Source organism: Frankia sp. R43 (assembly GCF_001306465.1).
Lineage (GTDB): Bacteria > Actinomycetota > Actinomycetes > Frankiales > Frankiaceae > Parafrankia > Parafrankia irregularis.
On the sequence record NZ_LFCW01000003.1, the window covers coordinates 588,098 to 601,589 of the forward strand.

General features: G+C 70.2%; 11 protein-coding genes. 7 read left to right on the forward strand and 4 right to left on the reverse strand.

The window, feature by feature from the left end:
• The first annotated feature begins 438 nt into the window (after positions 1–438).
• The gene (locus ACG83_RS16025; RefSeq protein WP_054567274.1) at positions 439–2,322 is read left to right on the forward strand and encodes a transketolase; all 1,884 of its coding nucleotides are present in this window, start codon (positions 439–441) and stop codon (positions 2,320–2,322) included.
• Positions 2,323–2,535: 213 nt separating this feature from the next.
• On the opposite strand, the gene ACG83_RS16030 is transcribed toward ACG83_RS16025, so the two are convergent.
• On the reverse strand, positions 2,536–3,075 hold the full coding sequence (locus tag ACG83_RS16030) for a PH domain-containing protein (RefSeq protein WP_054567275.1): 540 nt from the start codon (positions 3,073–3,075) through the stop codon (positions 2,536–2,538).
• A 40-nt stretch (positions 3,076–3,115) separates the two neighbouring features.
• The gene (locus tag ACG83_RS46045) at positions 3,116–3,271 is read right to left on the reverse strand and encodes a hypothetical protein (RefSeq protein WP_006538866.1); all 156 of its coding nucleotides are present in this window, start codon (positions 3,269–3,271) and stop codon (positions 3,116–3,118) included.
• 1,005 nt (positions 3,272–4,276) lie between these two features.
• Between ACG83_RS46045 and dnaG the strand changes: the two genes are divergently transcribed.
• The 3 genes from dnaG to ACG83_RS16045 all read left to right on the forward strand — a co-directional run bounded on the left by dnaG (position 4,277) and on the right by ACG83_RS16045 (position 8,554).
• A complete protein-coding gene (dnaG, locus tag ACG83_RS16035; RefSeq protein WP_054567276.1) occupies positions 4,277–6,244 on the forward strand; it encodes a DNA primase in 1,968 nt (655 codons plus the stop codon).
• Positions 6,245–6,284: 40 nt separating this feature from the next.
• The gene (locus ACG83_RS16040; protein ID WP_006538863.1) at positions 6,285–7,463 is read left to right on the forward strand and encodes an RNA polymerase sigma factor; all 1,179 of its coding nucleotides are present in this window, start codon (positions 6,285–6,287) and stop codon (positions 7,461–7,463) included.
• A gap of 215 nt (positions 7,464–7,678) precedes the next feature.
• The gene (locus ACG83_RS16045) at positions 7,679–8,554 is read left to right on the forward strand and encodes a bifunctional 2-polyprenyl-6-hydroxyphenol methylase/3-demethylubiquinol 3-O-methyltransferase UbiG (protein ID WP_235497935.1); all 876 of its coding nucleotides are present in this window, start codon (positions 7,679–7,681) and stop codon (positions 8,552–8,554) included.
• On the opposite strand, the gene ACG83_RS16050 is transcribed toward ACG83_RS16045, so the two are convergent.
• Together ACG83_RS16050 and ACG83_RS16055 are read right to left on the reverse strand one after the other, a co-directional pair.
• Positions 8,555–9,808: a glycosyltransferase family 4 protein gene (locus ACG83_RS16050; protein ID WP_235497936.1), complete on the reverse strand. Its 1,254-nt coding sequence runs from the start codon at positions 9,806–9,808 to the stop codon at positions 8,555–8,557. It lies immediately after the preceding gene.
• A gap of 186 nt (positions 9,809–9,994) precedes the next feature.
• Positions 9,995–10,972: a hypothetical protein gene (locus tag ACG83_RS16055; RefSeq protein ID WP_054566984.1), complete on the reverse strand. Its 978-nt coding sequence runs from the start codon at positions 10,970–10,972 to the stop codon at positions 9,995–9,997.
• 437 nt (positions 10,973–11,409) lie between these two features.
• On the opposite strand from ACG83_RS16055, the gene ACG83_RS16060 reads away from it, so the two are divergent.
• From ACG83_RS16060 to cbiQ, 3 genes are read left to right on the forward strand one after another with little or no spacing between them, the layout of a single operon-like run.
• The gene (locus ACG83_RS16060; protein ID WP_054566985.1) at positions 11,410–12,195 is read left to right on the forward strand and encodes an energy-coupling factor ABC transporter permease; all 786 of its coding nucleotides are present in this window, start codon (positions 11,410–11,412) and stop codon (positions 12,193–12,195) included.
• Positions 12,192–12,671: a PDGLE domain-containing protein gene (locus ACG83_RS16065; RefSeq protein WP_054566986.1), complete on the forward strand. Its 480-nt coding sequence runs from the start codon at positions 12,192–12,194 to the stop codon at positions 12,669–12,671. Before ACG83_RS16060 ends, ACG83_RS16065 begins: the two co-directional genes overlap by 4 nt.
• Positions 12,672–12,693: 22 nt before the next feature.
• Positions 12,694–13,479, forward strand: a complete 786-nt coding sequence (gene cbiQ, locus ACG83_RS16070; protein ID WP_054567279.1) for a cobalt ECF transporter T component CbiQ — start codon at positions 12,694–12,696, stop codon at positions 13,477–13,479.
• Positions 13,480–13,492 lie beyond the last annotated feature (13 nt).

A 13,492-nucleotide genomic window follows, 5' to 3' on the forward strand; every position in this document is an offset into this window, starting at 1 on the left:
GATGGCCGGCGGGTCGGTGGGCCCCCTGGTAGGTACCCCCGTCCGGGCTCGTGCCGGTGCCGCCAGCGGTGATCAACGCCACGGGGGTGGCGGCCGGCGGGGAACGGATGCGACACCGGGCGGTCCCAGCGGCCCTGCTTCGTGGGCCGTCCGGCACGTGCCCGCCGCCGGCGTGGGGCTCCTCGACGGCCGTCGTATGTGACGAAGGCCAGCTTTCCGCTGGTGTGGCGGGGCGGGGGTGCTGGTACGGTTCGGATCGCGGAGTGACGGGGTAGTGCGACAGGCGTCAGACGCCGGGTCGGCCGGCCCGCGGTACATACGACACTCGACCTGTGCGGGCCGTACGTTCACGACTGCCCATCACGCCGGCATGCCGGCAGGTGCACCGGCCTGACCAGGACGACCGAAAACAGCACAATGCTGACGAAGGAGACTGGTGTGGCAACTCCCGTGTCCGAAGTGGTTGGAGTCGCCGACCTGGAGACGGTTCGGGAACTCGCGCAGCAGCTGCGAGTCGACTCGGTACGTAGCAGCACCTCGGCGGGTTCCGGTCATCCGACGTCCTCCATGTCTGCCGCGGATGTCATGGCGGTGCTGCTCACACGCCATCTCCGTTACGACTGGGACAACCCGGACGACCCCGCGAACGATCACCTGATCTTCTCCAAGGGGCATGCCTCACCCCTGATCTACTCGATGTTCAAGGCCGTCGGCGTGATCTCCGACGAGGAGCTCATGACCGGGTACCGCCGTCTGGGCCAGCGCCTGCAGGGCCACCCGACCCCGGTCCTGCCCTGGGTGGACGTCGCGACCGGATCGCTGGGCCAGGGCCTGCCCGACGCGGTCGGCGTCGCGCTCGCCGGCAAGTTCCTGGACAAGGTGCCCTACCGGGTCTGGGTGGTCTGCGGCGACAGCGAGATGGCCGAGGGCTCCATGTGGGAGGCGCTGGACAAGGCCTCGTACTACGGCCTGTCCAACCTCGTCGCGATCGTGGACGTCAACCGGCTCGGCCAGCGCGGGCCCACCGAGCTGGGCTGGGATATGGAGGCCTACGCCCGTCGGGTCGAGGCCTTCGGCGCCCGGGCGGTCGTGATCGACGGTCATGATCTGGGCGTGATCGACGCGGCGCTGGCCGACGCCGAGGACGCGGCCCGGCCCACGGTGATCCTGGCCCGCACCCGCAAGGGCGACGGCTTCTCCGAGGTGGCCGACGCCGAGGGGTGGCACGGCAAGCCGCTGCCGCAGGACATGGCCGCCCGCGCGATCGTCGAGCTGGGCGGTGAGCGCAACCTGCGGGTGCGTGGCCCGGTGCCGTCGGCGGACCTGCCCCGGCCCACGCCGGCGCCCCGCCCGGCGATCACCCTGCCGACCTACGAGCTCGGTGCCAAGATCGCCACCAGGCGGGCCTACGGGCAGGCACTGGCCGCGGTCGGCGCGTGGACGAACGTGGTGGCCCTCGACGCCGAGGTCAGCAACTCGACCTACTCCGAGGACTTCACCAAGGTCCACCCGGACCGCTTCTTCGAGATCTTCATCGCGGAGCAGCAGCTGGTCGCCGCGGCCGTCGGCCTCTCGGTGCGCGGCTACGTCCCGTTCGCATCGACGTTCGCGGCGTTCTTCTCCCGCGCGTACGACTTCATCCGGATGGCGGCCATCTCGCAGGCCGACATCCGTCTCTCCGGGTCGCACGCCGGCGTGGAGATCGGTCCCGACGGGCCGTCACAGATGGCGCTGGAGGACCTCGCGATGATGCGGGCGATCGGCGGCTCGACCGTCCTCTACCCGAGCGACGCGACGTCCACCGCGAAGCTGGTCGAGGCGATGGCCGGGCTCTCGGGTATCAGCTACATGCGGACCACCCGGGGTGCCTACCCGGTGCTCTACGGGCCGGACGAGCAGTTCGTGCCCGGTGGTTCGAAGGTCCTGCGCAGCTCGGACGCCGACACCGTGACGCTGATCGGTGCCGGCGTCACCCTGCACCACTGCCTGGCCGCGGCGGATGTCCTCGCGTCGGAGGGGGTCGCGGCGCGGGTGATCGACCTGTACTCGATCAAGCCGGTCGACGCCGCCACGCTCGCCGAGGCCGCGCGGGCGACCGGCGGGCGGCTGGTCGTGGTGGAGGACCACTACACCGAGGGCGGTATCGGCGGCGCGGTGCTGGAAGGGCTCGCGGGAGTCCTGCGGGACGGAAGCGTGTCCCTGCGGCTCGCGCACCTGGCGGTCACCGAGCTGCCCGGCTCCGGCACCCCTGACGAGCTGCTGGACTTCGCCGGCATCTCCACGCCGCACATCGTGGAAGCCGCGCGCGGCCTGCTGCGCTGAGCCAGCCGTACACGGAACCCTGGCTGCACACGGATCCGGCCCCTCGGCGTTGAGCCGAGGGGCCGGATCCGTCAGGACATGGTGATGCGAGGGGTCGTGAGCGGGGTTGTGATGCGAGGGTGTGACAGGAGAGACCGGTACCAGGTCAGCCCTGCCGGCTGCAGCCGCCCGCGCTGACCTTTCGCCGGTGACGACTCAGCCGGCCCAGCCGGCTCAGTCGTCACCGGCCGGGGACGGCCCACCACCGAAGGTCATGTCGACCAGGGTGAGATAGAGCCGGTCCGGCCGCGGAAGGAAACTGATCTTCGAGAGAGCCTGGTCCTGACCGGCGGACTCGACGACGAACTCGCCATAGCCCAGGACCCGCCCGAGCGGGTCCCGGTTGTAGGTGAGGTCGGTGATCTTCGACAGCGGCATCGTCTGGACCTTCCGGAAGACGATCCCCGACACCTTCAGCAGACGCTTGTCTGTGATCATCAGGTGGTCGAAGTGCCAGTCCGCGATCTTCCAGAGCATCCGGAGGATCATGAAGAGGGCGAAGTACCACAGCACCGTGGTGATGGGCCCGGTTTCGATGCCCTGCGTCGCCAGGATGATGTTCGCGACGAGGGCCAGCAGTACCGCGCCCAGTGTCTGCCCGAAGATCGGCAGCATGATCGCCCAGTGCAGGCGCACCATCATGACCAGGCGCTCCTGGGAAGCCAGGTACTTGGTGTCCCGCAGCGCTGGGTCGGGAAGCTGGAGTCTCGGCACGATCAAAGTCTCGCAGACGCCGGGTCCGGCAGGTGCGGGTTCACAGGGCTGTGTCTGTAACGAACTCCGACGCTCCGTTCCCGATGTCCTCAAGCCAACCGATGACCCGGTCGATGATGCTCGCGGCGCTGTCCGGTGCGGTGACGACGAAGAAGATAAGGAACGCGATCGCACCGTACTTGACGATCTTGTCCACGGCGGGCCTCCGGGCCGAGTTGGGGGAACGGGGTGCGCCCAAAGTATCGTTGTTGCGATCGACGTAGGTACGAGAATCGGCCTGATACGCATAGCTTCGTGGTCAGTGAGTGGTATGAACCCGCTGGCGCGGGCCTCTGAACTCGCAAAACAGGCCGAAGGTCACCGTCGGTGAGTGTCTGTAGCCCCCCGAATCGGTGCTGATCCACAAGTCCGCTTCGGCGTGTCGCGCCCTCTCTGGGGGAGTGTGGTCGTCCGGTCGTTGGGTGCGGTGGCCGTCCGGCTCGCCGGGTTGCCCCGGCGGTGCCATCCCCGCGTCATCCAGGTGCTGCATTGTGCCGCCTGTGCTGTCCTGTCCCGCCTGCGCTGTCCTGCGCTCCTGTGTCGTCCCGGCCCGGCTGGTGTCCCCGGGCGTGGTCGGCGGGCCACCGGTGTGTCGCCGGCGAGGGGTCGATGTCGGCCGTTGCGGGGCACTGACGGGCCGACAGCTACCAACGGCACTGTGACCAGCGAAAAACGACGTACGCTGTGATCGCTGTCGACTGTGTTTGGGATGGGATGGGGTCGTGGCGCGACACTGGAGTGATGAGGGTGGTTCGTCGGTGGCTTCCGATGTGGCCCGTGTCGCATCATGGACCCTGCAGGGGTGTGCCGATCGGTGCCGGTCGTCGTCGCTGCGGCGCCAGCCGGGCCGTGTGACCCGGGTGGCTGGGGCCGTCCGGCCCTTGCCCGGCCGCTCGCGGGCGAGCGCATGGCATGATCGACACTGTCGGCCGGATGACAAGTACCATCACGCGAAAGGACCGTTGACACCGACACCATCGGTGGCCTAGCCGGCTCGACGGCAGCGCCGTCCCGCCGGGCAGGCGGCCGGCAGCGTCGTCTGAGGTGACCGGACACATCGAGGCCCGCGACTCGCGCAACCCCAGGGCGGGGGGCGCCGTCTATCCAGTGAACTCGGAGCCCGTAGGTGGCGGGCCCGCCGGACGTGATCAGGGAGGGTTCGGTGGCCGGACGCATCCGCGACGCCGACATCGCTCTCGTCCGGGAGCGGTCACCCATCGCGGACATCGTCGGTGATCATGTCCAGCTCCGTCCGGTCGGTGGCGGCAGCCTCGTCGGCCTGTGCCCCTTCCACGACGAGAAGTCGCCGTCGTTCAACGTGCGGCCATCGGTCGGCTTCTTCCACTGTTTCGGCTGTAACGAGGGTGGAGACGTCTACGCCTTCGTCCGCAAGATCGACGGTCTCAGCTTCCCGGAGGCGGTGGAGCGGCTCGCGCGCCGGGCCGGGATCACCCTGACCTACGAGGGCGGTGGGCCGACCAGCCGGGCGGTCACGAGCCAGCGGCAGCGGCTGCTGGACGCGCACCGGCTGGCCACCGAGTTCTACGTCGAGCAGCTCTACTCCTCGCCGGATGCGCGCGCGGGCTGGGAGTTCCTGGCTTCGCGGGGCTTCGACCGGTCGGCGGCCGAACGGTTCGGCCTCGGTTACGCCCCGGCGTCATGGGACGCGCTGACCCGGCACCTGCTCGCCCGCCGGTTCACCGCGGAGGAGCTGGAACTGGGCGGGCTGGCCAAGCGCGGTGGTCGTGGCGGCCTCATCGACCGCTTCCATCACCGGCTGCTGTGGCCGATCCGTGATCTCGGTGGGGAGGTCGTCGGCTTCGGTGGCCGGCGTCTCGCCGAGGGCTCCGACGCCGGGCCGAAGTACCTCAACACGGCCGAGACGCCGCTGTTCAAGAAGGCCAGGCTCCTCTACGGCGCCGACCTGGCCAGGCGCGACATCGCGCGCCGCTACCAGGTGGTCGTCGTCGAGGGGTACACCGATGTCATGGCCTGCCACCTCTCCGGTGTGACGACGGCGGTCGCGAGCTGTGGGACGTCGTTCGGCAGCGACCATGTCGCCATCGTCCGTCGTCTGCTGATGGATTCGGACAGCCGTACCGGCGAGGTCATCTTCACCTTCGACGGTGACCAGGCCGGTCAGGCCGCCGCGCTGCGGGCCTTCGAGTTCGAGGAGCGGTTCGTCACCCAGACCTTCGTCGCGGTGCAGCCGGACGGTCTTGATCCGTGCGACCTGTGGACCCAGCGCGGGGACGCGGCCGTGCGTGATCTCGTGGCGGCCAGACAGCCGCTCTTCGAGTTCGCGATCCGCGGTGCGATCGACCGCTACGACCTCAACACCACGGAAGGCCGGCTCGCGGCGCTCGACGCGGCCGCCCCGCTGGTCAACCGGCTCAAGGACGCCGGCATCCGGCACCGGTACGCGGTGAACCTGGACCGTTGGCTCGGCTTCCTGGACGAGCGGTTCGTGGTCGAGCGGGTAGCCGCGCACCGTTCCCGGGCACAGGGGAGTCCAGGGGCACCGGGGAGTTCGGGCACGCCGGGCAGCTCAGGCGCGCACGGGAGCACCAGGGCACGCGGGGGCTCCGGGGCGGACGGCACGGCGGCGGCCGCCTCGGCGCGTCGTCGGCCCGAACCCGCGCCCGACGAGGCAACCGCCATCGTCGAGCGCGAGACACTCAAGCTCGCCCTGCAGCACCCGGGGCTGGCCGGCCCGATGTTCGACACCCTCGCCGCGGAGCTGTTCACTGTTCCTGTGCACCGTGCGGTCCGTGAACTGATCGCCACGGCCGGTGGGGTTTGCGCGGGTCTGTATGCGGCCGGCGACCCGTCGGGCTGGGTCGCGGCAGTGGTCGCCGCGGCGCCCGACGAGGAGCTGCGGCGGTTCGTTCTCGCGCTCGCGGTGGAGGGGGTGCTGTGCGACCACGATGTTGACGACCGTTATGTCGACGATCAGATGTCGCGTGTCCAGGAGCTGCATGTGACCCGTCGGATCAGGGAAGTCAAGTCGCGGGTGCAGCGGCTGAACCCCACCTCCGACTCTGATGCCTTCAACCGTGCGTTCGGCGAGCTGATTGCTTTGGAACAGCACAAGCTCCAACTCCGGGAGCGGGGCGTAGGTGCCGCGTAACCTGGGTCGATCCCGAGAAGGAAGTGACGAGATTCCGCCCATGAGTCCTACCGTCCTACCCCGCGAGGCCCAGGTGGACGAGGTCAAGGACCTCATCACCCGTGGCAAGGAGATCGGTTTCCTCACCACTGAGGACGTCACGGTCGCGATCCAGGCGGCCGAGTTGCCCCCTGAGCAGGCCGAGACGGTCCTGCAGGTGCTCAACGACGAGGGCATCGAGGTGCTCGAGGCCGGGGGCGAGAACGCCGACGAGGCGGATCTGCTGGCCCGTCGGCGTCGCGAGGAGGAGGAGCTCGCGCTCAAGGCCCCGACCTCCGACCCGGTACGGATGTACCTCAAGGAGATCGGCAAGGTCCCGCTGCTCACCGCGGAGGAGGAGGTCGACCTCGCCAAGCGGATCGAGGCGGGTCTGTTCGCCTCCGAGAAGCTCGCGGTGGCGACGAAGAAGACCTCCCCGCAGATGCGCCGGGACCTGGAGGCCATCGAGCGGGACGGGCAGATCGCCAAGCGGAAGCTCGTCGAGGCGAACCTGCGGCTCGTCGTCTCGATCGCCAAGCGCTATGTCGGGCGCGGCATGCTCTTCCTGGACCTGATCCAGGAGGGCAACCTCGGTCTCATCCGGGCGGTCGAGAAGTTCGACTACACCAAGGGCTACAAGTTCTCCACCTACGCCACCTGGTGGATCCGGCAGGCCATCACCCGCGCCATCGCGGACCAGGCCCGGACGATCCGTATCCCGGTGCACATGGTCGAGACGATCAACAAGCTGATCCGCATCCAGCGGCAGCTCCTCCAGGACCTCGGCCGGGAGCCGAGCCCGGAGGAGATCGCCAAGGAGATGGACCTCACGCCGGACAAGGTCCGGGAGATCCTGAAGGTCTCCCAGGAGCCGGTCTCGCTGGAGACGCCGATCGGTGAGGAGGAGGACTCTCACCTCGGCGACTTCATCGAGGACTGCGACGCGGTCGTCCCGGTGGACGCGGCCAGCTTCATTCTCCTTCAGGAGCAGCTCGACTCGGTGCTGCACACTCTCTCCGACCGGGAGAAGAAGGTGATCCAGCTCCGGTTCGGCCTGACGGACGGCCACCCGCGGACGCTGGAGGAGGTGGGTCGCGAGTTCGGGGTGACCCGCGAGCGCATCCGTCAGATCGAGTCCAAGACGCTGTCCAAGCTGCGTCATCCCTCGCGATCCCAGAAGCTTCGCGACTACCTGGAGTAGTCGAACTCGTTGTAGTCGTTCGTTGACTTAGGGTTTCCGTCCTGTAAGGGTCGGACCCTGTGACGCAGCGGTCAGGCAGTCCGGAAGGATCTGCGGCTCCCGGGCTCCCTGACGGTTGCGTGTCCGCGTGCCCGCACGTGTCCTTTCTCCGCTGGCTCGTGCTTGCGGCGACCGGAGGCCGCACCTTTCTGAGCGCGCGATGGGTCCGTGGGCTGTTGGCTCTGACCCCGTCGTCGTGGCGGCCAGGCCTCGCGCTGCGGCTACTGGGGCTGGCGCCGCACTATTTCCACGGCCACGGCCTGAGCTTCCGCGGTCACGGCCTGGGCAGCGCGGCGCACCGCAGCCGCGTCTCGCTCGAGATGTTCGTCCGGGATGTGCTTGAGCCGTACCTGGCCCCCGAGCAGGACCTGCTCGATGTCGGATGCGGCCCCGGCTACCTCACCCGCGCGGTGGCCGGGCGGGTCTGGTCCGTGACGGCGCTTGACGTCTCCCGTGGGGTTCTCGCCTGCGCACGGATCCTGAACCCGGCGATCAACATCGACTACCGGACTCCCCAGGACTTCTTCGGATCCGGGCGGCGGGTGGACATCGCCGTCTCCCTCGATGTCGCGACCTGGATGGGCGATGGCGAGCTGACCGACCTGCTGGACCTGGTGTGGGCGAGCCTGCGCCCCGGCGGATGCCTCGTCCTGCGCACCTGTGTGCGCGCGGATGTCTCCGGACCTGGCCCCGGGCCTGGTCAGGCTGCCGAGCCCGTCGGGCGGTCCACGCTCGCGGCGGGGCAGTCCAGGCGCGCGCACTCGCGTGGATCGCGGCGCGGATCCCCGCACTGCCATCCTCGGCAGGCGGATGATCTCGTCGGGCTGGTCGAGCAGGCCGGCTTCGGGAGCGTCCTGCTCCACGCCCTGCACGCCCCGGCTGTCGAGAGCGGTCCGCAGCGTGCAGTGGCGGAGAACGCCGCGGCGCAGAACTGTCTGCTGGTCGCGATCCGCCGCTACGACCGGATCGGCGGATCAGACCGGATCACCGAGGCGGCGGCGCAATCTCCGCCGCCGCCGCAGCGGGCATCGCAGCCTGCGGCCCGAGGCTGATCAGCTGCGCTGACGGCCCAGCAGCGCGGCGAACACGGCCTGGCTGTGATCGTCGGGGTCGGTGACGGCACGCGCCCAGTCGCTGGCAAGCCGTCCGGCGCGGGCCAGCCGTGCGCGGTCGGCGAGCAGGTCGGCCAGCACCCGCGCCAGGGCTGGGCTGGACTCGTCCGCCGGGGTCCAGCCGGTGACACCCCGTTGGTAGGCGTCCCGGGAGCCGCCCTGTGCCGGACCGATGACGGCGCAGCCCGCGAGCTGGGCCTCGAGCAGGGCGGTCGGGTGCGACTCGCCGCTCACCGGCGACCTGGTACGGGTTCTGGTGCACAGGGCGAAAAGGTCGGCTGTCGCATACAGCCGGGCCAGTTCCTCGTCGCTGGGATCCTCGAACAGATCCGTGTGCTCCCGCCCGGCGATCAGGGCATGCAGTGAGCCTGGGGCCGGCCCGGCTCCCGCGATCACGAGCCGCACCGGTCCCGCCGTCCCGCCGGCATCGTCCGGCGCTTCCTCCGGCACCGGTGCGCGCAGCGTGTCCAGGGCGTCCACCAGGGTCGGAAGGCCCTTGGCCTCCCACTCGTCGAGGGGGAAGACGGTGAGCACCGTCGGCACCGGGGGCAGCGGGCGCCGCCGGGCGGCCTCGGCGAGGAGCGCCTCCCGCCAACGATGGTCCAGACCAGGTGGAATGACCGCGCCCATCCTGGTCGGGGACAGCGCTCCCGCGCCGAACGAGCTTGTCGTCACCGGGCAGAGCAGCGGGTCGTGGCGCAGCAGAAGACGCAGGTGGCGCCGCATCGTCCACATGTCGACGCCGTGGAAGAGCACCGGTACCCGGCTGGCGCCGGTGAGTCGGGCGGTGACGAGGCCGGTCAGTGCCAGGTCCACCTGCCCCACCACGACGCTGTCCAGCGGGCCCAGTGCCCGTGCGAGTGCCGCGGTCTCCCATGCCGAGCGGCAGCGGCCCGCCAGGTCGAGGCCCGGTCGGGCCGGTTGGTCAGGTGATCCGCGCCGCCCGCCCGGCCCGGTCCGTGCCTGCTGGTCGTCCGGCCCGCCCGGCGTGAGCTGCGTGACCTCTGCGCCGCCGGCCTGAAGGCCCGCGACGACGGCGGCAAGCTGCCGCGCGGCGTCCGGGCGTGCCTTCGCCGGTCTCAGCAGGAGTACCCGTGGCGCGGGCGTGGGCGCCGAGGTCGGCGTGGAAGCGGATGTGGCGCCGGGTTCTGCGGGGGCGGCCGGCCTGGTCGGTGAGCGGCGAGAGGGGAGCACGGAACGTGATAGTAGAGAGTCTTTCCGTAGTTCCGTTGATGCGTGGCCGTGTCCGCCTCCGCGTGGGTGTTCGCGCCTTCGCTTCGAAGGGCTCCGGTGTGGCCGCGTGTGGCGGGGCGCCGTAGGCTACGCGGCCCTTGCGTGCTGTGGTGGCGGTTTCGCTCCAGGTAGCCGAAGGGGGCATCCTCACCGTTCCGACTGGCCGAGCGGCGGCTCGTGCCGACTCCGGGCCGGAGACGTCGACGGCCGTGCCGCCGGTGCGTCCGCCGTGTGAGGCGGCGCTGGGGCCCAGGTTGTCCACCGGGTGACACGCGGCTCATCCAGCCGTGGGTCGCCGCTCGGGGGGACAGGGCCGAGGCCGTCCAGCAGACCGTGCAGGATGAGCCGGCCAGGGTGCGATCCGTCGGCTCCCGGTGGCCTGAGCACCGTGGCGCGCGGAAGTGTCGCGAGGACGGTCCAGAGCAGCGCCGCGGCGGTGCGACCGTGCCAGCGGCGGATCCGGGTGTACCAGAGGCGGTTGCGCACCTCGTAGTAGCCGTAGGCGGCGGCGGGCACGGGGCCCGCGCCCCGGCGCCAGGCCAGCCAGGGGCTGATCACGACACTCCAGCCGGCATCGCGGACGCGATGGCAGAAGTCGACGTCCTCGAGGCCCAGGAAGTAGCGGCCATCCATCGGAATCCGCTGATGGCATTCGGCCTTGACGAACATCGCCGCGCCGGTCACCCAGTTGGCCTCGCTGGGCCGGTCGCCGGGGGCGTTGCCGAGGATCCGGGGCAGGACGAGGAACCGGGTCGGGCGTGCCGGCGTGGTCGGCGCCGTGGCGTCATCCACGAGGGTGGGGGCCACGATCCCGATGTTCGCGCCGGCCAGCAGCTCCAGGCAGGCCCCGATGGTCGGATCGTCGATGCGCACGTTGTTCTCGACCAGCAGGTAGGCGGCAGCCGCGGGCATCGTCTCAACGGCGTAGCGGAAGGCTCCACCCCGCCCGAGATCACGGGGGGGAATGAGCCAGCCGACGCTGGCCGGCAGCCCGGCGGGCCGTTCGGCGCGGTCGTTGGCGATCACCGTGACCTGGTCGAGATGAGTGGAGACGTCAAGGCGGGTCGCGAGATCGAGTGTCGGCTCCGTCGGGCCTCGGTGCACGATCACCGCGACGGTCTTCATGGCCGCACCTCACGCGGGCCCGCGACGGGCACGGTGGGGGTTGCGGGGCGCCGGAGCCCGGGTCGGTGCCGGGCCCTGCGTCGCGCGGGGTGGGCGGCCTGGTATCCCGGGAGGAGGACCGCCGGCTCCGCCGGCGCCGCCGAGCATGCAGAGATCTCCACCTGTGCTCCTCTTGGGCGCAAACCCCGTGGTGGTCGCCGAACCCCGCGGAGTGAATGCAAATGATATCTATCAAGTAACCCAGAGTAACTTCTGGTGTCGAAGCGTAGTCCTGCGAGGCTCGATCCCGAGTGAGGGTGGGCCGGGCGTCGGCCGGAGTCTCGCTGGGCATCAGTCCGTGGTTTCTATCTGCAAATCACTCGCAAGTGCGTATTCTTAGCACCCGATGGGGCGATCTGCGCCGCGGACGGGCCGGAGACCCGGCGAGAGGGGAGACCATGCATATCCCGGATGGGTTCATCGATGCTCCGACCTCCGCCGCGTTCGGTGTGGTGGCGGTCGCGGGTATCGGTTACGCCGTGAAACGGGCGGGCGAGGAGAACACGGACCAGCTCACACCGCTCGCCGGTCTGGTCGCCGCATTCGTGTTCGCGGCCCAGATGCTCAACTTTCCGGTGGCGATGGGAACCAGCGGGCATCTGCTCGGCGGCACTCTCGCGGCGGTTCTCGTCGGCCCGTGGCTGGGGGCGATCGGGCTGGCAGTGGTGCTCGGTGTGCAGTCACTGTTCGCGGATGGAGGGCTGACCGCGCTCGGGCTCAACATCACCAACATGGCGCTCGTCGGTGCGATGGGAGGGTACGGGCTGTTCACCCTGGCCCGACGCCTGCTGCCGCGTCGTGCCTCGTCGGTGATCGCCGCATCGGTGATCGCCGCCTTCGTGACGGTGCCACTGGCCGCAGGTGCCTTCGTCGCGGAGTTCGCCGTGGGTGGCACGGTCGACCTTCCCCTGGATGGCGTCGCCGGTGCGACGCTCGGCGTGCACTGCCTGATCGGGATCGGCGAGGCGGCGATCACCGCGGCAACTCTCAGCCTGGTCCTGAGTACCCGGCCGGACCTCGTGTACGGCGCTCGCGACCTGCTCGGAAAGCAGGAGCTGACGGTCCGCCGCCGCGAACCCGCCGTCGTCGGCGCCACCGGCCTGTCGGGTCGCCCGCCCGCCCTCGCGCCCGCCGGTGCTGATGGCTCGTCGGATCGAATCGGGGATGGGAGCAACCCCTCATGACCAGGTCGGCCGCCGCGGATGCGACGTCCTCCACCCTGACCGAGTCGACGGCGACCGAGCCGACGGTGCGGCGTGTCGCCGCGCGCCCTGAGCGGCACAACAAGGTCTTTGTCGGCCTCGGCCTGTTTGTTGCGTTCGTCCTGGCTGGATTCGTGTCCGGCTTCGCCAGCTCGAGCCCGGACGGCCTGGAGAAGGTCGCGGCCGACCAGGGCTTCATCCACCAGGAGAAGAGCCATTCGTTCGCGGACTGGCCACTCGCCGGCTACGCGGTGTCCGGGATCGACAACGAGCGTCTCGCCGGCGGCCTGGCCGGCGTCATCGGGGTGTCGATCGCCTTCGTCGTGGGTGGCGCCGTGTTCTGGGGAGTCACTCGGCTTCGGCCGCGGGCCGCTTCCGCGGCCTCGGAGCGCGATCAGGCGGCGGAGCGTACCGGAGCCGGGCCGGGGGCCGGAGCCGGTGGCGCTCCGCTCGCCTGAGTGAGGGGTGGCGGCGACCGCGATGGGTGGTGGCGCGCATCTGCTCGATCCATATCAGCCCGGACGGGGCGTTCTGCGGAGCATGCCGGCGCAGTGCAAGATCGTCGCGGCCTTCGGCTACGTGATCTGCGTGGTGGTCACCCCGATCACCGCTGGCTGGGCTTTCGGGGTGCACCTGCTGGTGCTGGCCTCGCTCTGTGCGCTGGCGCGGCTGCGGCCGCTGTTCGTGATCCGCCGGCTCGCGGTGGAGATCCCGTTTCTCGCCTTCGCGGCGGCACTTCCGTTCGTCGTTCCCGGCCCACGGGTCGAGCTGCTCGGGCTCGGACTCTCACGGCCTGGGTTGGAACAGGCGTTCGGCCTGCTCGCGCGGGCTACGCTCGGATTGATGACCGTTATCGTGCTCGCCGCGACCACGCCGGCAAATGATCTTCTGGCCGGGCTTGAGCGACTCCGGCTGCCCCCCGTGATCATCGCGGTCGCGTCTTTCATGATCCGGTATTCGGGCCTCGTCGTGGATCAGATGCGTCGGATGGGTGTGGCTCGCCGTTCGCGCGGGCACGAGCCGCGCTCACTACGAGCGACCGGCGTGCTCGCGGCGTCGCTCGGCACCCTGTTCATCCGTTCGTACGAGCGGGGCGAGCGGGTTCACCTGGCGATGCTCGCCCGCGGCTACTCGGGCACGATGCCTGTCGCGATGCCGACCGTGTCGCCGCGACCGGCCCAGTGGGCGACGGCCAGTGCGCTGGTCATCCTCGGTGTCGCGGTCGCCGTCGCCGGCCGGAGCCTCGATCTCGGTGTGGTGTCGTGACGTCCAGATCCAC